Annotated in this window: 25 protein-coding genes and 1 pseudogene; 5 read left to right on the top strand and 21 right to left on the bottom strand. The window is 56.8% G+C overall.

Annotation, left to right across the window (positions count from 1 at the left end; translation table 11 throughout):
- Position 1: 1 nt before the first annotated feature.
- The 19 genes from APU02_RS12810 to APU02_RS12720 all read right to left on the bottom strand — a co-directional run bounded on the left by APU02_RS12810 (position 2) and on the right by APU02_RS12720 (position 16,479).
- Positions 2-1,231 (bottom strand): beta-ketoacyl-ACP synthase, encoded by a 1,230-nt coding sequence (locus APU02_RS12810; protein ID WP_042286622.1) that lies wholly within the window; start codon positions 1,229-1,231, stop codon positions 2-4.
- Entirely contained in the window at positions 1,228-1,959 is a 732-nt protein-coding gene (locus APU02_RS12805; protein ID WP_060570195.1) for a 3-ketoacyl-ACP reductase FabG2, read from the bottom strand. The genes APU02_RS12810 and APU02_RS12805 overlap by 4 nt, the downstream gene beginning before the upstream one ends.
- The gene (locus APU02_RS12800) at positions 1,956-2,432 is read right to left on the bottom strand and encodes a 3-hydroxy-fatty acyl-ACP dehydratase (protein ID WP_042286614.1); all 477 of its coding nucleotides are present in this window, start codon (positions 2,430-2,432) and stop codon (positions 1,956-1,958) included. The genes APU02_RS12805 and APU02_RS12800 overlap by 4 nt, the downstream gene beginning before the upstream one ends.
- Positions 2,429-3,598, bottom strand: coding sequence for a beta-ketoacyl-[acyl-carrier-protein] synthase family protein (locus tag APU02_RS12795; RefSeq protein ID WP_060570194.1), 1,170 nt, complete (start codon positions 3,596-3,598; stop codon positions 2,429-2,431). The genes APU02_RS12800 and APU02_RS12795 overlap by 4 nt, the downstream gene beginning before the upstream one ends.
- A gap of 1 nt (position 3,599) precedes the next feature.
- Positions 3,600-4,175 (bottom strand): DUF3261 domain-containing protein, encoded by a 576-nt coding sequence (locus APU02_RS12790; protein ID WP_060570193.1) that lies wholly within the window; start codon positions 4,173-4,175, stop codon positions 3,600-3,602.
- On the bottom strand, positions 4,172-6,490 hold the full coding sequence (locus APU02_RS12785) for an MMPL family transporter (RefSeq protein ID WP_060570192.1): 2,319 nt from the start codon (positions 6,488-6,490) through the stop codon (positions 4,172-4,174). The genes APU02_RS12790 and APU02_RS12785 overlap by 4 nt, the downstream gene beginning before the upstream one ends.
- Complete coding sequence (locus APU02_RS12780; protein ID WP_042286603.1) at positions 6,459-7,064, bottom strand: outer membrane lipoprotein carrier protein LolA; 606 nt, start codon at positions 7,062-7,064, stop codon at positions 6,459-6,461. The genes APU02_RS12785 and APU02_RS12780 overlap by 32 nt, the downstream gene beginning before the upstream one ends.
- Positions 7,061-7,483 carry a thioesterase family protein gene (locus APU02_RS12775; RefSeq protein ID WP_042286599.1) on the bottom strand — a complete coding sequence of 141 codons (423 nt, stop codon included), beginning with the start codon at positions 7,481-7,483 and terminating at the stop codon, positions 7,061-7,063. The genes APU02_RS12780 and APU02_RS12775 overlap by 4 nt, the downstream gene beginning before the upstream one ends.
- A 3-nt stretch (positions 7,484-7,486) precedes the next feature.
- Entirely contained in the window at positions 7,487-9,178 is a 1,692-nt protein-coding gene (locus APU02_RS12770; RefSeq protein ID WP_060570191.1) for a glycosyltransferase, read from the bottom strand.
- Positions 9,169-9,522 carry a hydroxymyristoyl-ACP dehydratase gene (locus APU02_RS12765; protein WP_042286593.1) on the bottom strand — a complete coding sequence of 118 codons (354 nt, stop codon included), beginning with the start codon at positions 9,520-9,522 and terminating at the stop codon, positions 9,169-9,171. Before APU02_RS12765 ends, APU02_RS12770 begins: the two co-directional genes overlap by 10 nt.
- Positions 9,509-10,867, bottom strand: a complete 1,359-nt coding sequence (locus tag APU02_RS12760; protein ID WP_060570190.1) for an AMP-binding protein — start codon at positions 10,865-10,867, stop codon at positions 9,509-9,511. Before APU02_RS12760 ends, APU02_RS12765 begins: the two co-directional genes overlap by 14 nt.
- Complete coding sequence (locus tag APU02_RS12755) at positions 10,864-11,445, bottom strand: hypothetical protein (RefSeq protein WP_042286588.1); 582 nt, start codon at positions 11,443-11,445, stop codon at positions 10,864-10,866. Before APU02_RS12755 ends, APU02_RS12760 begins: the two co-directional genes overlap by 4 nt.
- Positions 11,446-11,450: 5 nt before the next feature.
- Positions 11,451-11,702, bottom strand: a complete 252-nt coding sequence (locus APU02_RS12750; protein ID WP_042286585.1) for an acyl carrier protein — start codon at positions 11,700-11,702, stop codon at positions 11,451-11,453.
- Positions 11,703-11,713: 11 nt separating this feature from the next.
- Positions 11,714-11,971 (bottom strand): phosphopantetheine-binding protein, encoded by a 258-nt coding sequence (locus tag APU02_RS12745; RefSeq protein ID WP_042286581.1) that lies wholly within the window; start codon positions 11,969-11,971, stop codon positions 11,714-11,716.
- Positions 11,946-12,785 carry a lysophospholipid acyltransferase family protein gene (locus APU02_RS12740; protein ID WP_192841981.1) on the bottom strand — a complete coding sequence of 280 codons (840 nt, stop codon included), beginning with the start codon at positions 12,783-12,785 and terminating at the stop codon, positions 11,946-11,948. The genes APU02_RS12745 and APU02_RS12740 overlap by 26 nt, the downstream gene beginning before the upstream one ends.
- The gene (locus tag APU02_RS12735) at positions 12,764-13,486 is read right to left on the bottom strand and encodes a beta-ketoacyl synthase chain length factor (protein WP_042286575.1); all 723 of its coding nucleotides are present in this window, start codon (positions 13,484-13,486) and stop codon (positions 12,764-12,766) included. Before APU02_RS12735 ends, APU02_RS12740 begins: the two co-directional genes overlap by 22 nt.
- Before the next feature lie 54 nt (positions 13,487-13,540).
- On the bottom strand, positions 13,541-14,602 hold the full coding sequence (locus tag APU02_RS12730; protein ID WP_042286572.1) for a methyltransferase: 1,062 nt from the start codon (positions 14,600-14,602) through the stop codon (positions 13,541-13,543).
- Between the two features lie 73 nt (positions 14,603-14,675).
- Entirely contained in the window at positions 14,676-15,053 is a 378-nt protein-coding gene (locus tag APU02_RS12725; RefSeq protein ID WP_131729044.1) for a hypothetical protein, read from the bottom strand.
- Positions 15,054-15,429: 376 nt separating this feature from the next.
- The gene (locus APU02_RS12720; RefSeq protein ID WP_060570294.1) at positions 15,430-16,479 is read right to left on the bottom strand and encodes an AI-2E family transporter; all 1,050 of its coding nucleotides are present in this window, start codon (positions 16,477-16,479) and stop codon (positions 15,430-15,432) included.
- 89 nt (positions 16,480-16,568) lie between these two features.
- On the opposite strand from APU02_RS12720, the gene APU02_RS12715 reads away from it, so the two are divergent.
- On the top strand, positions 16,569-17,828 hold the full coding sequence (locus APU02_RS12715) for an MFS transporter (RefSeq protein ID WP_072014968.1): 1,260 nt from the start codon (positions 16,569-16,571) through the stop codon (positions 17,826-17,828).
- A 4-nt stretch (positions 17,829-17,832) separates the two neighbouring features.
- Here the strand turns inward: APU02_RS12715 and APU02_RS12710 are convergent, their stop codons facing one another.
- Together APU02_RS12710 and APU02_RS12705 are read right to left on the bottom strand one after the other, a co-directional pair.
- The gene (locus APU02_RS12710; protein ID WP_060570187.1) at positions 17,833-18,390 is read right to left on the bottom strand and encodes a DcrB family lipoprotein; all 558 of its coding nucleotides are present in this window, start codon (positions 18,388-18,390) and stop codon (positions 17,833-17,835) included.
- A 72-nt stretch (positions 18,391-18,462) separates the two neighbouring features.
- Entirely contained in the window at positions 18,463-19,128 is a 666-nt protein-coding gene (locus APU02_RS12705; protein WP_042286562.1) for a 7-cyano-7-deazaguanine/7-aminomethyl-7-deazaguanine transporter, read from the bottom strand.
- Between the two features lie 242 nt (positions 19,129-19,370).
- On the opposite strand from APU02_RS12705, the gene tusA reads away from it, so the two are divergent.
- The 4 genes and pseudogenes from tusA to APU02_RS12685 all read left to right on the top strand — a co-directional run bounded on the left by tusA (position 19,371) and on the right by APU02_RS12685 (position 22,571).
- Positions 19,371-19,613 (top strand): sulfurtransferase TusA, encoded by a 243-nt coding sequence (gene tusA / locus APU02_RS12700; RefSeq protein ID WP_042286560.1) that lies wholly within the window; start codon positions 19,371-19,373, stop codon positions 19,611-19,613.
- A gap of 412 nt (positions 19,614-20,025) precedes the next feature.
- Positions 20,026-21,173 (top strand): annotated as a pseudogene (tssD, locus tag APU02_RS12695) (type VI secretion system tube protein TssD).
- Positions 21,157-21,408 (top strand): hypothetical protein, encoded by a 252-nt coding sequence (locus APU02_RS12690; RefSeq protein WP_060570186.1) that lies wholly within the window; start codon positions 21,157-21,159, stop codon positions 21,406-21,408. The pseudogene tssD and the gene APU02_RS12690 overlap by 17 nt, the downstream one beginning before the upstream one ends.
- 191 nt (positions 21,409-21,599) lie before the next feature.
- Positions 21,600-22,571 carry a TRAP transporter substrate-binding protein gene (locus tag APU02_RS12685; protein WP_060570185.1) on the top strand — a complete coding sequence of 324 codons (972 nt, stop codon included), beginning with the start codon at positions 21,600-21,602 and terminating at the stop codon, positions 22,569-22,571.
- Positions 22,572-22,594 lie beyond the last annotated feature (23 nt).

Raw genomic sequence — 22,594 nt, 5'->3', positions numbered from 1 at the left:
ATCACGACCAACGTTTAATGATGATGGAGGTATTGATGCCGCCAAACGCAAAATTGTTGCTCTGTAAGTATTCGCAGTCAATCTTACGGGCTTCACCCATGATGTAATCCAGTGCGCCGCAGCTGGCGTCCGGTTGACGTAAATTTAGCGTAGGCGCAAACCAGCCCTCGCGCATCATTTGCAGACTCATCCAGGCTTCCAGCGCGCCGCAGGCGCCGAGCGTATGACCGAAGTAGCTTTTCAGCGAGGAGACCGGCACGTTGTCGCCGTAGATCGCCGCCGTTGCCTGGCTTTCCGCGATGTCGCCACGGTCGGTCGCCGTGCCGTGCGCGGAAATATAGCCCATGTCCCGCGGGCTTAAGCCTGCCATGTTTAACGCCTGCTCCATGCAGATTTGCATTGTTTCCCGCTGCGGCTGGGTGATATGCGCCGCGTCGCAGTTGGTGGCGAAGCCGACGATTTCACCGTAGATCGTTGCGCCGCGCGCTTTCGCGTGTTCCAGCTCTTCAAGAATGAGCGTCCCGGCGCCTTCGCCAATCACCAGTCCGTCGCGCGCTTCATCGAATGGCGAAGGCGTGGTTTTTGGCGCGTCGTTGCGCTGGCTGGTGGCGAACAGGGTATCGAAAACCGCGGCTTCTGACGGACAGAGTTCTTCCGCGCCGCCTGCAACCATCACTGTCTGATAACCGTGGCGAATGGCCTCCCATGCATAGCCGATGGCCTGACTGCCGGAGGTGCAGGCGCTGGAGGTCGGGATCACCCGCCCGCGCAGACCGAAAAACAGTCCGGTGTTCACCGCGGTGGTGTGCGGCATCATCTGCACGTAGGTGGTGCCGGTAATGTTATTGGTGTGCTTTTCGGTCAGCATGGTGGCGAATTCACTTACCGGGCCGGTGCTGCCGGTGGATGAACCGTAGGCGATGCCGGTCTGGCCGTTGGTTAATACCTCGTCGCCAATCAGTCCGGCCTGCTCCAGCGCCAGTTCGCTGGCGCGGGTGGACATCAGCGACACGCGGCCCATTGCGCGGATGCGCTTGCGGGTGTAGTGCTCCGGCAGGCTGAAGTCGTCGATCGGCGCGCCCAGCAGCGTATGCAGCCCGTCATACACTTGCCATTCCGGCATTTTTCGCACCGCGTTTTCATAGGCCAGTAGCCGCGCGGAGACAGCCTGCCAGCTTTCACCAAAAGCGGTCACGCCGCCCATCCCTGTAATCACCACGCGACGTGTCATAGCATCCCTCCATTGATGGAAATCACCTGGCGGGTGACGTAACCCGCAATATCCGACATTAAATAACTGGCCAGTCCGGCCACTTCGTCCGCCTGCCCCATGCGTTTCATGGGGATCATCGCCATCGCCTCTTTCAGAGCGGCGTCTTCCATGCCGATCATCCCGGTATCAATCAGCCCGGGCGCGATACAGTTGACGGTAATTTTGCGCTTCGCCAGCTCAATCGCCAGCGCTTTGGTCGCGCCGATGATCCCCGCTTTGGCGGCGCTGTAGTTGACCTGCCCGCGGTTGCCCATCACGCCGGATACCGACGACAGGGTGATGATGCGTCCGCCCTGGCGTGCGCCGATCATTGGCATGATGCAGGGCTGGATAACGTTATAAAAACTGTCGAGATTGGTGTGGATCACCGCATCCCAGTCGTTATCGCTGAGTGCTGGAAACGCGGCGTCACGGGTGATACCTGCGTTGCTCACCACGCCGTACCAGGGGCCGTGGGCGGCGATATCCTGCTCCAGCACCTCCCGGCACTGCTCGCGGTTAGCCACGTCAAAGCTGAGCAGACGGCCCGCGCCGCCAACGGCGAGGATCGCTTCCAGCGTCGCCTGCGCGCCTTGCGCGTCGCGGTGATAATGCACGCCGACCACAAAGCCGTCTGCCGCCAGCTTCCGGGCGATAGCACGACCGATACCTTTGCTGGCGCCGGTCACTAAAACTGAACGACTCATACAGACGCTCCTTGTTGAAATAGGGTGTTAAGTTCATCAGCCGTTGGCTGGAAGGTGTTGACGCGCCCGGTTGCCAGCGTCTCGTCATCCGCCGAGATAACGCACTCAAAGCTGCCGAAGCGTTCGTCCTGCATCAGCAATTTGACGTCAATGATCAACGTCTTACCGGCGGGAAGCCTCCCCGCCGCGCAGATGAGTTCCCGCGCGCCGAGCACCATGCCCAACGAAATCGCGCCCTGTCCCTGCTGGTGGCGATGCCAGCCAGACCACACGCCGACGGTTTGCGCCATCAGTTCCAGGGCGTACCAGCCGGGGAGATAGCCCATTGGATCGAGAAACGGCGCCAGCACGCCGTCGGGCGCAACCGTCACGCGGCAGATGGCGGTCTCGTCGGTCACGCTATCGACCTGCTCAAGCAGCAGCATCGGCGCGTCGTGCGGCAGGTATTCGCCGGGCGATAAATAAGGGCTCATGAAATCCTCCCGAGCAGAATACTGGCGTTATTGCCGCCAAAGGCGAAGGAATTGGAAAGAATGACCGGCCGCTCCAGCGGCTGCGGCTGCGTAATGATGCCGCAGACTGGCAGCGCCGGGTCGTGCGGCGATGCGCTAAAGTCCTGAGGGGGCAGCGGAAGGTTGCGCTGCAAAATCAACATACTCAGGGCGGCCTCGGTGATGCCCGCCGCCCCCAGCGTATGCCCGGTCAGGTGTTTTGTGGAACTGCAGGGGACGCGTTCGCCAAACAGCATGTTTACCACTTTCGATTCAATTTTGTCATTAAGCGGCGTGGCGGTGCCGTGCAGATTGATATAGCCCATCTGGTCCGCAGCGATGCCCGCGTCGTTTAACGCTTGCTGAATCGCGCGGATCGCCCCTTCGCCTTCCGGATGTGGGGCGGAAATATGGTGCGCGTCGCTGGATTCGCCGACGCCCAGCAGCGCGATGGACTGCGGCTCGCGGGTGAGCAGCATCAGTGCCGCCCCTTCGCCGATGGTGATACCGCTGCGATCGCGGGCAAACGGCTGGCACCGCGTCGGCGAGAGCGACTCGAGGCTGTGAAAGCCGTTGACCGGCATCCGGCTGAGCGTATCCGCCCCGCCAACAATCGCCACGTCCGCCAGGCCCGCCTCGATTAACCGGCGCCCGCTGATGATGGCGCGGGCGCTGGAGGAGCAGGCCGTAGAAAGGGTAAAGGCCGGGCCGTCCAGCGCCAGCCAGTGACTGAGAAAGCGCGACGGGTCACCCAGTTCCTGCTGCGGGTACTGCCATGCGGTGCTTTGCTGGCCATTCAGCGTCAGATTGACGTGAGCATCGCCTTCATCCAGCCCCGAGGTGCTGGTGCCGAGCACCACGGCAATCCGATCCCGGCCATAACGCGCGATGGCGTCGTCCACCTGCGGTTGAATTTGCGCCAGCGCCGCCAGCAACAGTTGATTGTTGCGCGAACGGTGGGCGTGAAACGCGTTTGGAATGGCTGGCAGCTCACCGTCGACGCCTGCCAGTACCGCGTCGGGATAACCCTGCAGCCAGCCCGCGCGCGACCGCATGCCGGGCGCCACGCCGCGTGTCAGGTTCGCGGCGATTGCGTCGTTATCGTTGCCCAGCGCATTGATCGTGCCGACCGCGGAAATGTAGATCATCTCAGCCACCTAAATATTGAATGGTGATGTGGTATTTAAAGACGTGCTGTTCAATGCCGATCGGCTCGCGCTTCCCGTTACGGTTCAGGTAGCTGATTTCAGTGACCAGCCTGCCGCGCGCGTTGCGCAGTTCACGCTTGTCGCCAGTGTCTGTTAACGTCCAGCCTTCCGGTAACTGTGGCTGCCAGGCGCTGACAGGCCAGTGGCTCAGCATCACGTCCGCCAACACCTGGCTGGCTGGCGGCAACTGCGGTACCACGATGGACTGCTCGGTATGCAGTCCTTTTTCATCGTAGGTGACCAGAAACAGCCGAATGCCGACGGACGACAAGCCTGCAAGGGTAATTTTTTTATTGTCGGCGTTGAGCATCACCAGCAGCGACTGGGTTTTGCCGTCAAAGCTGCCGGTAAGCAACTGCTGGGAATTTACCGCCGGAGAGATGCCCGGCGCAGGCAGCGTGACCCGCACGCCGGGTTCCAGCCACGCCTGCGGACGGCCTTCCTGCTCCCTGGGGGAGTGGCTACAGCCGGTCAGAATGAGCACGCCAAGCAACATGGCAAAAATACGTTTTATCATCGTTTTTTCTTCTCTCTTTTCGACGGCATCGCCAGCGGCGAAAGCAGGAATGCGGTGAAAATACCGCTCACCAGCACAATGCCAAAACTGCTTATTGCCTGGGTGGCGCTAAACACCAGCATGCCAAGCGTCAATAGCGTGGTTAGCATCGCCAGCGTTATCGCCAGCAGCGAGGTCAACGGCGTACCGCGCGGATTACTGAAAAACAGGGTGTAGTTAATGCCAATGCCCAGCACCAGCACCAGCGCCAGCAGGGAAAACAGATTGACCGCATGGCCGCTCAGCGACAGCACCGCCAGGGCGCAGCCGAGCGAGAGTACCGAGGGCACCAGGCTGATAAGTCCTTTTCGCCAGCCGAGCCGGGCTATCGCGCCGCAGGCGATTACCGCCAGCGCGACAAACAGCAGACCGCTCAGTATGTGGCGATACAGCGCGAACAGCGCATCAAAGGCGCTTTTCCGATCCACCCACGCCACGCCGGAATACCGCTCGCCGAGAGCGTTCAGCGCTGCGCTCTGTCTGACCCCTTCAACCGGCACCAGCACGCCGCTTTCGCCGTCCTTCAGCGTCAGCCATAAAAGGCGCCAGCCTTCGCTTGCCGGACTGGCAAGCCAGGCGTCCACCGTCACCGGCATGGCGTTAAGGTCCGGCGTAACCGTCGCCAGTCCGGCGTGGTTCAGGCTTCGGGTAACGGCAGGCGCGGCGTTTTTCAGCAAGTCGAGATCCTGCTGCTGGCGCGCCAGCGAATTGAGCGGAATGCTGCGGTAGTGGTCAATCAGTCCTTCTTTTTTAGCCTGTTCCAGCGCGGGCAGGAAGGCTTCCAGCCGCTCCAGCGTCTGCTGGGCGGAGTCACCGTAAACCACAAACCACTTCTGGTCGACGCTCTGGCCTGTCAGCGCGGTAATCGCTTTTTCCTGCGCCAGAAGGGTCTGCGGCAGCGCCTGCAACTGCGAAATGTCATCATCGACGCGCAGGGTTGCCAGTCCGGCCAGCGAGAAGACGGCGAGCGCCAGCGGGAGCCCCACGGAAAGCGCCTTGTTACGGCGCCAGGCGGCAAGCCAGCGCAGCATCAGTACCATCGCCGGTACCGGTCGCACCGGCAAACCGCGGCACAGCCACGGATGCCAGAAGATCACCGTCAGGCATGAGGCGGAAAGCCCCACGGCGGCGAAGACGGCCATCTGGCGTATGCCGGGGAACGGCGCGAGCATCATGATCAAATACGCCGCCACAGTGGTCAGCAGCGCCAGCAGCAGGGCGTTGCGCACTTTGCCGAGGCTTTGCCACGGCGTAGCGTCTGCGCCATGTACCATACGTTCGGTCAGATAATAGAGCGTGTAGTCGGCGGAAATGCCGATGATGCTCATGCTCATCACCAGCGTCATCAGGTGCAGTTCGCCAAAGAGAAGCAGGGTGACCACACTGCCCGCCAGCGCGCCGATGCTGATGGAGATCACGCACAGCAACAGCGGACGCAAGGAGCGGAACACCGCGACAATCAGCAGCAGCACGCCCAGCACCGTCGCCACGCCGAGGGTCGAAACATCCTGCTTCGCCTGTTGGCTGGCATAGTCGCTGTAGAATGCGGTTCCCCGCGACAGCAGCTGCGCCTGCGGATAGCGTGCTTTCAGGTCGCTTTCCAACGCGTTGAGTGTAGTCACCAGCCGGTGCGTCTGCTGCATGTCAAACGAGGAGCCAGCCAGTTCACCGTGCAGCAGGTACCAGTAATTCCCCTGCGCGTCTTGCGCCACCAGCCAGCCGTCCATCAGCCGCAGGCGTTGACCGTTTTTCGCCATCGCCAGCTGCGAACCGCGCATCAACATCAGCGGATCGTTTTGCAGCTCTTTACCGCTCACGCCGGAAAATGCGGAATAGAGTTGAGACAGGATCCACTGCGCCTGCGCCTCGCCGCCGTTTTGCAGGCGCGCGCGGGTGTCGGGATCCACAAGGCCGTTGCGGTGCTGCCAGAAGAACGCGCCCCACGCCTGCTGGCTGTCGGCGTCCATCGGGCCTTTCACCTCCGCCAGCGCCTGCGATTGTTTAAGCAGCGTCAGCCACGCCTGCGCCACCTGCGGGTCGGCCTGTTTGCCGGGGCTGACCAGCCAGACCAACTGGCGGTCCAGACGCTGCAGAAAGCCGTCGTTAAGGGTCGGCGGAATCGTCCCCAGCGCCTGTTTCGGCAGCATCGCCAGCACGCTGCTGTTCAGCCGCGCCTGGGGCAGCAGCGCAAGCAAGACGCCCAGCATCAGCAGGCAGGCAAAACCCCATAACAGCGCGGGGCGTTTACTGGGCGGCAAAGCGTTGGCGTTCGTCATCGGTCAGTTGTGTGGGCGTCAGTTGGTGTTGGGAGAGCGTAATGTCCGTGCGGTCGCCCTGTTTGTCGTTTAGCGTAATTCGCTCCAGATACGCATTTCCGGCGAGATCGATAGTGGCGAAAATTTTATCCAGCGGCGTGGTGATCGGGGTGAGGCGCAGCGACCAGCGGCCTTCGCCTGCATCGGTAAAGTCAACGCGGAAGTTTTGCTCCAACACTTTGCGGTCGGCTCTGAACAGCGCGCGCAGCAGATGGTTGAACTGGAACATCTGCGGATTATTGTCGGCGGTGATGGTCTGCGGCGGCTGACCATTGATGGTCTGCACCATCCGTTTGTCGTCAAGCAGAAGCTGCATCGGGAACGGCGCGGTTTGATCCCACAGCAACCCCTGGTCGCGGGCGATCAACATCTGGCCCTGGGATCGCAGCGGCTGCGGCAGATCTTTTATCGTGCGGGTCTGATCAAAATGGGCGCGTACGACCGGCTGCCCGGTAAAGCGCTGCTGTAAATCATCAAGCGTCAGGGCGCTGACGAACGGGCTGACGAGCAAGGCCAGCAGAGGCAAAAATCTCATGGCGTCACCCCCATGCGTTCAAACAGGATATCCGGGCTGACGAAGCACATTTCACGGCTTTTTTCTTCTACCGCTACCTGAATGGTGTAACCGGTGGTGGCGCGCTTACCGGTTTCGGCGTCAAAAATTTCATAGCCGATACGCAGTCGGTTTTCGAATTCCTCCAGACGCGCGCGCACGCGAATGCGCTGCTCGAAGGTCAGCGGATTGCGGTACTTCACGCGGGTATCGACCACCGGCCACAGATAGCCGGAGGCTTTCATCTGGCGGTAGCCATAGTCAAACTGGTTGAGCAGCGCTTCGCGGGCGATTTCAAAGTAGCGGAAATAGTTGCCGTGCCACGCCACGCCCATCATATCGACGTCGTGAAACGGAATCGTCAGCTCGACTTCAGCCGTAAAACGGGGATCGTTAAGCACCCTTTACTCCTTGTTTTTGGCATCCGGCAGATGCCAGAAATCGTAAAAATTAAACCAGTCGAGCGGCGACTGGCGCGCGTAATGCTCAAGGCGTTCGGCGTAGCGGTCGATGGCATGCTGCAAAGCGCGCTGGCGATCGCCACGCGGCAGGACCAGCGGATCGGCGAACGGCTCACAGTACACGCGCAGCGTATTCTGTTCGCGCAGGGCAAAGATGAGATCGACCGGGCAGCGGAGTATTGACGCCAGAATAAATGGCCCCTGCGGAAACGGCGCGGGCTGCCCCATAAAGTCACTCCAACAGACGCGCCAGTCGCCGCCGCGTTGCGGGTTCACCGCGATGCGGTCGCCAACGATGGCAATCCATTCGCCGCGTTCCAGCTTCTCTTTAAGCGCAATGGCGGTGTCCGGGCCGATGTCGGTCACCGGCATCAGGTTTAGCCCGGCCTGCGGCGCCATCTCCTGCATGATCTGTTTAAAGCGCTGGGCGTTATCGCTGAACACCAGCGCATTGATAGTTTTGCTGCCCTGACGCTGCGCCAGCGCCCGACAGGCTTCAACATCGCCAAGATGCGACGCCAGCAGTAGCTTGCCGCGTGGGTCGTCAACGTTAAGCGCCGCCTCCGCGCCAGGGGCGAACACCACGTCGCGACCCAAATGCAGTTCACCGCGCCAGCTGGCGATTTTGTCGAGCATCGCATGACCAAAGCGCAGGAAGTGCTGGTAGCTGTTCAGAGTGCGCGGTACCGGTTGCTGGCGCGCGGTCAGCTGCTCGCGTACGCGGGCGATCCAGTCTTGCGATGCGCGTCGGGCGCGGGAGGCGGTCAGCCAGTACACGCCGATCACCGGGTACAGCAGCAGTGAAAACGCCCTGCGTCCCAACAACCGCCAGACCAGCAGCATCAGACGCATGCCCCAAAGTCCTTTCACTTCGTCCTGACGCGCCCAGTGCGAGGATGGGCGGCGAAACAGCAGCGACGGTATGCGCGGCAGCATGCCGAAGAACAGCCGGGTGTGCATCAGCGAAATGCGGCAGTTGTCTTTCAGCGCGTCGAAGTGCGACAGGCCGTCTGCCGGGTAGGTCACCCGGGTCGGCACAAAATAGCTGGTGTTACCCTGCCAGTAGAGGCGCACCATGACTTCGGTGTCGAAGTCCATCCGCTGACCGAGCGTCACGCGCTGGGCCAGCTTCAGCGTGGGCGCGACCGGATAAACGCGAAAGCCGCACATGCTGTCTTTCAGTTGCAGCGACAGGGTTTCTATCCACACCCAGACGTGGGTTACCCAGCGTCCGTACAGGCGCGAGCGGGGAACAGAGTCATCATAGACAGGCTGCCCGGAAATCAGCGCGTCCGGGTGCGTCTGCGCCCGTTCGAGCAGTTTGGGGATATCCTCTATGGCGTGCTGGCCGTCGGCGTCTACCTGCACGGCGTGGGTAAACCCTGCCTGCGCCGCCGCCTGCAAACCGCGGATCACCGCCGCGCCCTTGCCGGCGTTTTCCGCCAGGCGAAGCAAGGTCAGGTTGGTGGTTTGTGCCGCCAGCCGATCCAGCTCCTGCCGGGTAGCCATGTCGCTACCGTCATCCACGACGATGCAGGGCAGGCCGAACGGTTCCAGGCGCGCCAGCACCTGCGCCATCATCGCGCCGTGGTTATAGCAGGGGATCAGTACGCATGGGGAGAAGGTCAACGACATAACCGTATCTTCCCGCTGCTGGCGGTATGACGGGCTTCACCGTCGTGACGCTGATAGCTGAACGCCAGGATCTGGCGCGCTTCCTGCCAGTTCAACGTGAGCGTGACGGTGCTGTCAGGCAGCAGCGGCGCCTGGAATTTGACGTTTTGTATGCTGTGAAAGCGCCAGCCGGGGGCGAGCAGGGTAGTGGCGTAGTGCATCACCCAGTCCATCTGCGCCACGCCGGGCAGCAGCGGCTGCACGGCAAAATGACCGCGAAACCAGAACAGGGACGGGTCGAGATGCAGTACGATCTCAATCTGGTGCGGCTGTGCCTGATGGCGCTCAATTTCATGGGGTTTCATGAAATAACTCCTGTAGTTGCGCATAGACACGCTTATTCATACTGTTGACCGGGATCTCGTCGATCACCCGCCAGTAACGAGGGACGGCAACCGGCTCCAGCCACGGCAGCAAGGCGCGTCGCCAGTTAAGTTCCTGCGCTTTGCCGCTGCGCTGCCAGCGCGCGCGGGCCTCATCCTCCAGCACCAGTAGCACGCCCACGCCCTGGCGACCGCCACGGTTCAGGGCCAATGCGGCGGCTTCGCGGACGCCTTCCAGCGACAGCAGGCGTTGTTCGACTTCGCTGAGGGATATCCGTTTTTCTTCGATTTTAACCACCCGGCCCCGGCGTCCCATCAGTCGGAACTGCCCGTTCGCCTCGAACTGCAGAATGTCGTCGAGCGCTGATCCTTTATCGTCGGCGATCAGCGGCGAAAATACGCGATATCCTTCGGCTTCTGGCATAAACCGTATACCAGGAAAGGGCAACCAACTGACGTCATCCTGCTGGCGGTAGCGCCAGGCGAGGATGCCGGTTTCGGTACTGCCGTAAATTTCATCCGGCCAGACGTTGAGCCAGGCGGCAGTTTGGGTGACGTCCTGCCAGGGCAGCATGCCGCCCGCGGAGAGGAGCATCGACACCGGCGGCGGCGTAAGCTGGGCATCGAGGCGCTTTAAAAACGCCGGACTGCTGATAAACGCGTAACGATGTTGATGGTCCAGCGCCGCAAGCTGCTCGGCGTACCAGAGCATGGCAGCATGTAGCGGCAGGCTAAGGGCCATCGGCAGGAAGATGCGAAACGTCAGGCCGTACAGATGCTGCGGCACAACGGAGGCCACGATGCGACAGCCCGCCAGCCTTTCAGCGAAACGCGCCGCCAGCAGCCCGGCTTCGCGGTCAAGACAAGCGATGGGCTTCACGATGCGCTTCGGCTGGCCGGTAGAGCCAGAGGTAAACAGTTCCACGTAAGCGTCTTCAGGGACGGGCGGGAAGGTGAAAGCCTCGTCGCGAAGGGTTTTCGCGGTGCTGACAACCCGTAGCGTGCCTTGCCAGCCAAGGGTTTTGTCGCTCAGTACGCCGTCAAACAAGGCACGCTGCTCGTCGAGCAATGAAACGCGGCTATGTCCGGGAATGACCGGCGTTTTGCCCGCATGCAGGGTGGCGAGTAACGCGACGATAAACAGATAGCTGTTTTCAAAGCACAGCGCCCAGCGAGCGCCCGGCTGTTGGCGCAACTGCGCTATCAGGTGGGCGACGTCGTGGCGCAGATGGCCCAGCGACCAGGTAAAGTCGTCCTGCCAGGCAATCGGCGTTTGTGCGGGACGCGGCGCGGTGAGCCACTCGGCAAGCGTCAGGGTTTGCTTCATCGGGGATCTCGTTTAATCATCTGACGGCGAACCAGCCATTCGCCCGCCATCAGCGCGCCCATCAGCAGATAGGCAATCATGCCGTTCCAGGCCGTCCATAGCGTCATATCGCCATAAATCGCGGTAAAGAGCGCGATGCTGCCGTTAAGAATGAAAAAGACGCACCAGATTTGCGTCACCCGGCGGGTATAGCGTACCGCAGCGTCTGGTAACTGCGGGTCGCGCAGTCTTGCCAGCCGTTCGACAAGCGGCATTGACGTCCACAGCGAACCGCCAAACACCGCGAGCATGACGCTGTTCACCACCACCGGATAAAAAAGCAGCAGCTGATGGGTTTTCAGCAGGGCGCTGCCGACGCACAGGGCGATCCCGGCCACGGCAACCACCTGGGTCACTACGCGCAGGGGACCCGCCTGTCGCCGGGTCTGGCGAAAGCGCAGAAACAGCAGCAGCGCCATCAGCGGAAGTAACCAGCGCAGGCTGTTATGCGCCAGCCCAAACCAGATAAGAAACGGCCAGGCGAGCAATAACATGCCCGTCAGCAGCTTGACGCCAGGCAGCGCGCGTGCGCCCGACATGGCGATTACGCTTCTTTCAGCAGACGTTCTACGGCGTCAACGACATCCTGCACGGTGCGCACCGCTTTAAATTCTTCCGGCTTGATTTTCTTACCGGTTTTTTTCTGCAGGTGCACAATCATGTCGACGGCGTCGATACTGTCCAGTTCCAGATCTTCGTACAGGCGCGCCTCAGGCTTGATATCCTCCGGGTCAATTTCAAACAGTTTGACCAGCAGCGCGGAGACTTCGTCGTAAATGGCTTGTTGTTCGGTCATCACGGTTCTCCTCAGGCACGTTGCGCGTGAATGAAGGACGCCAGCGTGGCGACGGAGAAGAAGTGCTGGCGCATTTCTTCACTTTCCGCAGAGAGCACCACGCCGTACTGATTTTTAACCGCCAGCCCCAGCTCCAGAGCATCGATTGAATCCAGCCCCAGGCCGTCGCCAAACAGCGCCGCCTCGGTGTCGATGTCGTCTGCCGACAGCTCGTCCAGATTCAGCGTGGTGATGATGAGATGTTTAATTTCCTGATAAAGCGCTTGCATCATTAATTCCTGAGAGAGGTAACGTACCTGGTTGTAATTTAAGTAAAAGATGCCGGTTTAGCTGTCTTGCCGCCAGCGCCGGTTCTTGTGAGTCTGCGTCATAAAACTGGTTGATCTTTACGCGCTCACGCACCTCAATGGTGAACAGCGGTTTGCAGGGCGGAACCTGATACCATTTACTCTCTTTATCGAGCATCCGCTCGCTACAGTGGATCGTCACGACCCGTAAATCGCTGTGACAGCGCACGGCGATATTGGCGGCGCCGCGCTGTAGCGTCATGGTTTCACCGGGTTTTGTGCGGGTCCCTTCGGGGAAGATCAAAATGGTGTCGCCCTGCGCCAGCCGCTGCTGGCTGGCGGGCAACAGCGCGTCCGCCTGGCTGTTAACCAGATAGTCGGCGGCACGCACGACGCCGCTAAGGAAAGGGTTCGTCAGCAGCGCGCTTTTAACCAGACAGTCCGTTTCGGGCATCACGGAGGCCAGCAGCACGTAATCAATGAGCGTGGGGTGATTAGCGACCACCAGACATCCGCGTTCCTGACGCAAAATGTCCACCCCTTCCATGCGATAGTCCAGCACGCCAAGCACCCGCGTCACCGTTAAAAAGAGACGGAAGCTGGCGGAAATGCTGCGCCTGGCAATGCGGCGACGCCGGGAATTATCCCACACGAAAACTAACAGAACGTTAAACCAGACGACAGAAAGCAGCAGGCCGCCGAGGCCAAAGAGGGCGAAGCAGAAGCCGGTCATAGCGATGCGCCATAGCCGGTTCAGAGAGGTGAAAATGCCGTTCATGCGCGGCTCCAGTGCCACTGCATGCGCTCTCCGGGGATCGTAAAGGCGTTGGCATCTTGTAAAAAGTGCTGTAAAAACAGCAGGCTTTGCGGAAGTGTTGTCTCCGCGCCCGCAAGGGCCGGACGGGTCTGGCAGTGCCAGTCATCGCCTGCTTCGCATACCAGCGCGACCGCGTAGGGCCAGGTCGGCATGTTTTCCGCCAGGTGCGGATGGTAAAATTCGGGGAGAAATCCGTCGAAATCGACCAGCAATATCCGTTGGTAACCCGCCTGCAAAAGGCAAATCACTTCACACAGACCCTGCTGGAAAGTGTCACGACCCGCTGAGAGCGAGGAAGAGACGACAGGCTGTTTGGCCGCGATAGTCAGATTGCCGACGGCGGAGTTATGCACCGACAGGGCGAAGTCGGTCGGTGAAAGCGCCTGTTCGTTCGCCAGTGCGTGCAGAATGCGATAATTGCGCTCCAGTTCGCCGTGACGACTGGTATACAGCACCGCGTCGATAGCGTGACGGCGCAGCATCGTCAGTCCGCACTCTACGGCGAGTTTGCTGCCGGAGCTGAGGCGGCGAGCGGTCATCATCGGCAGCTCGCTTAACTTGCCTTGCGCCGCGCCCGGATCGATGGCGTGCGAATGCCGTGACCATTGCAGCCACTGATTAGCTTCGCTGAGCCCTGGCGCCATCGCCCGCCAGTCGGTCATGTTTAAAGAGAATTTCATCAACGCGCGTCCGCGGTAAACCGGTGATTCCTGTAGCGTGGTGACGCTACTTTGTTATTTTTTCTTTTGGCATATCAGTAAGGTATGCCCAACGCCTAAATTGTCGTGGCGTGCTTCTACCTGGAACCCTGCCATGTCCAGATAGCCATAAAATTTTTCTGCGCTGTAGAAGCGGCTGTTGCCGTTCGCCATGCAGGTAAAATAGAGCGAAGACGCATTCAGACTGAATGAAGCGGCTTCAAAGCGCTGTGCATCCCAGAACAGCTCCATAACGCACAGCCTTGCACCGGGTTTCATGACGCGTGCAACGTTGCTGAGCAGGGCGACAATTTGTTCGGGTGAGAAGCAGTCCAGAAATTGACTCATCCACCAGATATCGGCCTCTGTAGGTAAAGGCGCATCGCCAAGCATATCTACCGCATGAAAGTCGATGCGATGAGATAATCCTGCATTTTCGATATTTTCGCGGGCAAGTGCAATTTGTTGTGGCAAATCTAATAGGGTTACCGCGATATTGTCGTCGTAGCGGCAGCAGCGGATCGCCCATTTACCCGTATTTCCACCTACATCGTACAGGGTTGCAGGACGGCTGGCGAATATCAGCGGCAGCGCCGCGTCAAATGCCCCGTCTGAGTAGTAGTGATCGAAGGCGAACCAGCTTTCACGCGCCGATGGCGGCAATTGGGATAACGCCGGATAAATCGTTGGCCAGTCGCCAAAAACTTTTAATCCTGACGGTTTCCCCTCTTTCAGTGCGTTCTCTAAAAAGAACAGACCCTGATAACAGACGTCCTGCGTGAAATCCATATTTACGCGGGTCATGGTGTCGTGCAAAAGGAAATGTCCGATTTTTCCCAGATAATACCGTCCCTCTTTATAGGTAAGAATACGTCCGCTTAATCCCATATCCAGCAGTACGCTGGCCGCATATTCATTTATCTGGCTATTTTCGGTTATCTCGGCAAGGGTCGCCCCATTTTTTCGCTGGCTATCAAGCCAGGCCAGCACGCCAGTATTTCGCAGACACAGCGCGGTTTGAAATAGCATCGGGGCGAAGGCGATACGCTGCGCTTCAGTAATCGCATCCAGTGCGCTGAGAGAGTCCTGTTCGTACATGGCGAGCACAACCTGTTAAAAGGGTAATGATAAGGTTATCGGGCCAAAACGGCCCGAATTGAATTTTTTTGAATTACAGACCCGCGCCGGCAGACAGATTCAGCTGAATGTCTTTATCCAGGTTACGTACCCAGCGGTTGTAGTTTTTATGAATTTTGCCGCCAGACGCCTGCAGATTGAGGCTGCTGTCGTATTTGATATCGTAGCTGGTCGCGGTATAGGTGATACGTACTTCCGCCACGTGGTCGCGAGACTGCTGGCGCGCTTTGATCACGCCCGGACCCGCTTCGTTCATGATCCATTTACGCTGGATGCCCGCTTTCAGGATCGCGTTTTTAACCTGATCCTGCGTGTGGCCTGCGCTCACGGTTGAGTGAACCTGATCGATTGGCGCAGTACGCGCGCAGCCTGCCAGGGCGCCCACAACGGCAATCGCCGCAAACCACTTAATGTATTTTTTCATGAAAACTCCCTATCAAAATAACTATTTATATTAACGTCGAACACATTTCTTTATTGGTTTACGCAACAATAATACCGCTCATTTTAAATGATGACTTTCGCGGATTGTCACGAAAAATCTGTAATTATTATGCGATGCAGGCGGGGAAATATCCTGCGGTACTGCATGAGATCAGTCAATTAACGCTTACTTAAATGAAATTTCGTAGTGAATTGATTTGCCTTAAAATCATTGACGCAGAGTATTTATTTTATTTTTTATGATCATCGGCGCGCTAAATGAAACATGATGATAACAAAAAGCGCGCCTTATAATACGTTCACCCGTCCGGGAATAAAACTACCCTGGTTGGTAGGTAACGTCGTTAGCCGGGTAATCGATTTTTGGGACGGCCCGGCCCAAGCAGTATTGCCAGTTTACTGCCGCCTTTGGTGGTTTCCATCCAGATTTTACACACGCTGGTCAGCGGTACGGAGAGCAGCATTCCTACCGGGCCGAGCAGCCAACCCCAGATGAGCAATGAGAGAAATACCACCAGCGTCGACATGCCAAGACGGTGCCCCATCATGCGCGGCTCCACCATGTTGCCAAGCACCATATGCACCACCAGAAACAGCGCCCCGACGAGGAAACATTCATAGAGGCCATTAAACAGCAGGGCCTGAATCATAGGAGGAACGGCGGAGATCACCGAGCCAATATTGGGCACGTAGTTCAGCAGAAACGCCAGCACGCCCCACATCAATGCAAACTGAATATCCATGAGCGCCAGACCCAACCAGATAATCACCCCGGTCCACAGGCTAAGCAGCGTTTTCAGCGCCAGATAGTGTGATACTCCTTTCAATGCCCGGTGCAGACCCGCGATGTGAATTTGAGGGTTATTCAGGGCAAAACGCATTTTGTAAGGTACATGGCGGACTTCAAACAGCATAAAGACCACGGTCATGACCAGCAGCACGACGCTGGCCATCGCGCCGGAAAGCCCGGTCATCAGGGTGGTCGTGAAGGCCATGATTTTTTCCGAATCCATCCGCTGTAGCATTCGCTCTGGCGACATATGCAGATTGAGAAAAGGCATCATCTCCTGCAGATACAATAACTTGCGCGTTAACTCTTTATTGTAGCTCGGCAGCATGGCGATAAATTCATTGATCGACGCGGCGAGCACGCCAATGAGCGCGGTGAGGGCAATAAGCATCACCACCACCACAATGGTGATCGCCACGGGTCGCTTAATGCCGCGACGCACGAACCAGGTGACCAGCGGGTTAAGGACGATAGCGAAAAAGAGCGCCAGTAACAGTTGCACAATAATATCGGCGGCAGCGTGGATCCCGGCGAGGATCACCACCAGCGAAGCCAGTTTGAGCAAAATATGCATACCCGTTTTGTCGGGCTGGGGGGTTGTCATGGTTACGTCCTGTTTATGATTTTCATTAAGTGTAGCGTCTGGCTTGCTGCCGATAATCCTAATCTTCATGCTGATTTTCCCGCCGTTGCATGGTAGAAGGGAAACACTGTGGTAAAAACGTGGTGATCCCCATGCCCGAACCTGTCGCTGACCCGGCGCTTACTGGATTGCGCCTCAATCTGCGCATTGTCTCTGTTGTCATGTTTAACTTTGCCAGCTACCTCACTATTGGCCTGCCGCTGGCGGTACTTCCCGGCTATGTCCATGATGTCATGGGATTTAGCGCGTTCTGGGCGGGACTGGTTATCAGCCTGCAATATTTCGCTACCTTGCTCAGCCGCCCTCATGCCGGTCGCTACGCCGATTTACTCGGGCCGAAAAAAATCGTCGTTTTTGGTCTGTGCGGCTGTTTTTTAAGCGGAGCGGGCTATTTTCTGGCCGCAAGCGTCAGCCCGTGGCCGGTTGCCAGTCTGCTGCTGCTGTGTCTGGGGCGTGTGATTCTGGGCATTGGGCAGAGCTTCGCCGGTACGGGATCGACGCTGTGGGGCGTGGGCGTTGTCGGTTCGCTGCATATTGGCCGGGTTATTTCGTGGAACGGCATCGTCACGTATGGCGCGATGGCGATGGGCGCGCCGCTTGGCGTACTGTTTTACGCCTGGGGCGGCCTGCAGGGACTGGCGATGATCATCATGGGCGTTGCGCTACTGGCGGTATTACTGGCGATTCCGCGCCCGGCGGTAAAAGCGAACAAAGGTAAACCGCTGCCGTTTCGCGCGGTACTTGGACGTGTCTGGCTGTACGGCATGGCGCTGGCGCTGGCATCCGCCGGATTCGGGGTGATCGCCACGTTCATCACTCTGTTTTATGACGCCAAAGGCTGGGACGGCGCGGCCTTTGCGCTGACCTTATTCAGCTGCGCTTTTGTCGGGACGCGGCTGCTGTTTCCCAACGGCATTAACCGCCTGGGCGGGCTGAACGTGGCGATGATCTGCTTTAGCGTCGAAATCGTCGGTCTGTTGCTGGTCGGCGTGGCGGTGATGCCGTGGATGGCGAAAGTCGGCGTGCTGCTGGCGGGAATGGGTTTCTCACTGGTGTTCCCGGCGCTGGGCGTGGTGGCGGTGAAGGCGGTGCCGCAGCAGAATCAGGGGGCGGCGCTGGCGACATATACGGTCTTTATGGATTTGTCGCTTGGGGTGACGGGACCGCTGGCGGGGCTGGTGATGAGCTGGGCGGGTGTCCCGGTGATCTACCTTGCGGCGGCGGGACTGGTGGTCATTGCGCTGTTGTTGACGTGGCGGTTAAAAAAACGGCCTCCGCAGGAGTCTGAGGAGGCCGCTTCATCCGCGTAGAATGTTACTGGATAACCAGCGTATTGATGATGTTCTCGGCTGTGGTTTGTGCTTTCTGCTGATCGTCCGCAGGCAGCGTGATTTGCAGAGTCAGCAATTGGTCATCGACTTTACCCAACAGGACAGAGGAATACGCCGTCTGGCCTTTTGCGGAGATAATGCTGTCTAACTGCTGCAGCGTGTGGCCTTTCAGCTCGATGGATTTGTTGGTCACCACCTGCAACTGCGGGTCACGGGCGCGCTGTTGATCTTCCAGACGTTTCGCCAGCACCGCCAGGTCTTCGCTGGTGTTGTCACCAACAATCACAATCACCGCTTTCTGTCCGGTTGAATCCGAGTAAACGTGCATGTTATTCGCCTGGGTGCCCAGCTTACCGCTTTGATCGGTCATATCCGCGGGCAGGGAGAAACTGAGTTTACCGTCGAGCAGCGTAATAGGCTGACCGGTGGCCTGGCTTTCTGCCGCCGCACCGTCTGCAGGCGCTTTCGTCTCACTATTATCACAGGCCGCCAGCCCCATCACCAGCAGGCCAATCCCGACATATTTAACCAGATTGCGCATTGACTTCTTCCTTTCGATAAACGGCCATAACGGCTCATGGGTTCATCTTAACACAACTCGGAAAACGAACCTTTAACTCGTCTGCATTGCCGGGATTTCGGATTTATCTGTCAGTCTTTTCAGCAACATATTCAGCAACACACCGTACATCGGCAGGAAGAAAATCATGCTGATAAGCACCTTGAAGCCGTAGTCGACGAGGGCAATTTCCATCCAGTGCTCGGCCATAAACGCATCCGGACTGCGCCAGAACGCGATAAAGAAGAATGCGAGGGTATCACTGATATTGCCAAACAGCGTGGACGCGGTTGGCGCCAGCCACCAGCGCTGATTTTGTCGCAGGCGGTTAAAGACATGCACGTCGAGGATCTGCCCCAGCGCGTAAGCCATGAAGCTGGCGGCGGCGATACGGGCGACGAACAAATTAAACTGCGCCAGCGCGCCGAATCCTTGCCAGGCGCCCATGTAAAACAGCGACGAGATAATATAAGAGACCAGCAGCGCCGGGATCATCACCGCGAAAATAATCCGTCGGGCCAGCGGCGCGCCAAAAATACGCACGGTCAGGTCGGTGGCGAGAAAGATAAACGGAAAGCTGAATGCGCCCCATGTGGTATGAAAACCAAAAATGGTGATGGGAAGCTGAACCAGATAATTACTGGAGGTGATCACCAGCAGATGAAATAGCGATAGCCAGAACAACGCTTTTACGCGCTGCGATTGAGAGAACGACGTCATATTGTACCTTTTTAATTTTGGGGTGAGGGAACCCAATACGTGCTTCACGCTATTTTACTTGCCATTTTGCCCTTAAGGTAAACTGGCTGCGACAATAACGCGTCTTAAACCGGGTAAAGCCGCCGCATGATACTGCTTTAGCGGGACTTTGCAATGGTTGTTTTTCACGCAATCGTTAACCTGATTGGCTTAGCGCGCAACAGGGCGTAAACTACGGCGGTTTTTATGTATATGAGACCACCATGAGCGATCTGTTTACCTCTCCCGACCACACTCTTGATGCCCAGGGGCTCCGCTGCCCGGAACCGGTGATGATGGTACGTAAAACCGTCCGCGGTATGCAGAGCGGCGAAACGCTGCTGATAGTGGCGGACGACCCGGCGACCACTCGCGACATCCCCGGCTTTTGTACCTTTATGGAGCATGAACTGCTGGCTCAGGAAACCGAGGCGCTACCCTATCGTTATCTGCTGCGTAAAGGCTAAATCATTTGCCGCTTTGAATCTGCGCCGGGCTCAGATAAAACGCGTGAGCGTTTTGAACCCCCTTCAGGACGGCCCGAAGGGGGAGCTTCGCGAAAAATGCTTTCGTATTGCGTGCACGCTCCGGTGCTTCCACATCGTCCGTATTCAACAGAGCGTGCTACTCTCGCTGACAAAGGCTTTTATCCGCAGCGGCGACATGCTGTACCTGTCCCGATAAAATAATCGCCTTCTATAATTTAAACCACTCTATTCACATTACGCATTTCATCCTGTCAGATAATCCTTATTATTGCCGATAAATTGAAAAAATTTATTATTTCGCTATACGGAATCTCTTTATCAGCGTAAAAGTTAATTTCCAGGGATATTGTTGCCACTGTTGTATTACCTCAACATGTAATAAAGGGATGAAATGAGTGATATTGTTTACCTGACGATCGCAGGGGAACAACAAGGCGCTATTTCTGACAGTTGTGGAACCGCTGATTCAATTGGGAACCGTCGACGAATCGGTCACGAGAACGAAATTTTTGTTTTTTCGCTCACGAATAGTCTTACCAGTACCGGTAATGGTTCGCAACAGCATGGGCTAAGTTTCAAGAAACTGATCGATAAAAGCACACCATTGTTGTCGAATGCGATTAATAATAACGAACAGTTATATATGGAGTTTTATTTCTACCGCATCAATGCCTATGGCCGATGGGAGAAATATTATTACCTTCAATTGCGAGGCGTTTTCATATCAAGTATCCATTATCTATTTTCGCCAGGTAATTTAGATACGGAAACTATTGTTGTAAATTATGAATATATCCTCAGCAAACATCTTATTGCTAACACGGAGTTTGGCTATCTGGCGTTCCCTGCTGACTATAACCGCTTGTTTATACCCGTCAAAAATGAAACGGCGGTCAATGCGTTAACAACGTTGAATAGCAAGTCTGTCGGTAGGCTTCTCGCTGCTGGCGGGATTTATAACGGGAATATCGACGGCTTTGAAGAGACAGCGAAAAAACTGGGAGGAGAAGCGCCTGATGGCTACAACCAGGTGATGGATAATCAGGGTTTATTGATTACTGGCGCGTCGTTGATGGCTGGATTAATGATGGGGAGGATGAAGTTTCCGGCAATTGAAAAAATGAAGTATTCTGGGGCAAAGGGGCCGGTATCAGGACGCACTTTTGACCCCGAATTAGCCGGGGGACCAATAGAGTATCTGACCACTGAAGGTGTCATCATTGACAGCGCAGGTATCGCTACGGTAGAAAAGCATATTTCTCGTTTTCAACATGATCCTGCTAATGATGTAATGATTGCTCGGTTTATAAGATAAACAAAGGTGAAATTAAACCCGAGAAAGTTGACCTCAATTATTTCACCCATGAATGTCGAGAATTTCAGCGTTACTGTAATTTAGGATGGGAGACTGGAGAGCCTAAGGGGCTCGACGGTTATATACTTTGGAATAATGCGCATGCGGCCACCCTTGCAGATTACAGAATCACAGATGCAGAATTATTCCATCCGGAGGCTTTAATAAATGATTTCAAAAATTGAGTTAGGCGTTCTGAAAGTTATGGCCCTGAAAGAGGGGGACTGGAATTGGTATGTACTGGATAGGGTGCTGTCGACCCGAAATATACCTGGATTCGGTTATGTACCAACAGTCGTGAACCGTTTAGTAGAAGAAGGATTTGTTGATGTCATAAATGATTATGAAGCTTCTCGACAGACCTTCATCGTATCTGAAAGAGGGCGTGAATTCCTAAAAAATCATAATATTGAAGAATAAAAGCTTGTGATGTTTACATCTCGGTTAACGTAACGAGATCATGTAAACATCACAGTTCTAAACCATCGTTTCAAAACTTCACAATTTTGTGAGGTGCTTCACCTCCGCTTTTCAGGGCGTAGTCTAGTTTTTAAGCGTACAAAACTAAAACACTGTTTTAACGCTTACCTCACTACCCTGGAGCCCACGAAATGAAAACGACCCTCAAGCCGTTACTGGCCGTGCTGTGCCTGTCTGCTTTTTCCTGCGCCGTTTCTGCGCAAACGATTAAAGCCGCCGACGTCCATCCCGAAGGCTACCCGAACGTGGTGGCGGTGCAGCAGATGGGCGAGAAATTAAAACAACAAACTAATGGCGAGCTGGAAATCAAAGTCTTTCCGGGTGGCGTGCTCGGGGATGAAAAACAGATGATTGAGCAGGCGCAAATGGGGGCGATCGATATGATTCGCGTCTCAATGGCGCCGGTTGCGGCAATTCTGCCCGATATCGAAGTCTTTACCCTGCCGTACGTGTTCCGCGACGAAGAGCATATGCACAAGGTGATCGACGGCGATATCGGGAAGCAGATCGGCGACAAGCTCACTGCTAACCCGAAATCGCGGCTGGTCTTTTTAGGCTGGATGGATTCCGGTACCCGCAACTTGATCACCAAAAATCCGGTAGTGAAACCGGAAGATTTGAAAGGTATGAAGATCCGCGTTCAGGGCAGTCCGGTCGCGCTGGCGACATTGAAGGATATGGGGGCGAACTCAGTGGCGATGGGCGTCAGCGAAGTGTATAGCGGCATGCAAACCGGCGTGATTGACGGCGCGGAAAACAATCCGCCGACCTATATTGCCCATAACTACCTGCCGGTCGCCAAAAACTACACCCTTAGCGGGCACTTTATCACCCCAGAAATGCTGCTCTATTCGAAAGTGAAATGGGACAAGCTCAACGCCGACCAGCAGCAAAAAATCCTCACTCTCGCCCGTGAAGCGCAGTTTGAACAGCGCAAGCTATGGGATGCCTATAACCAGCAGGCGCTGGAAAAAATGAAGGCAGGCGGCGTCCAGTTCCATGACATCGACAAGGCGGTGTTTGTGAAAGCCACGGAGCCGGTACGCGCGCAATATGGCGAAAAACATCAGGATCTGATGAACGCTATCGCGGCTGTGAAGTGATCCCACCCCGTTGCGGAGGAAAT

The sequence above is a fragment of the Citrobacter sp. 50677481 genome (assembly GCF_001463265.1).
GTDB classification, from domain to species: domain Bacteria; phylum Pseudomonadota; class Gammaproteobacteria; order Enterobacterales; family Enterobacteriaceae; genus Citrobacter_A; species Citrobacter_A sedlakii.
The sequence above is the reverse complement of the archived record's forward strand: the minus strand, read 5'-3'. Positions and strand labels throughout refer to the sequence as shown.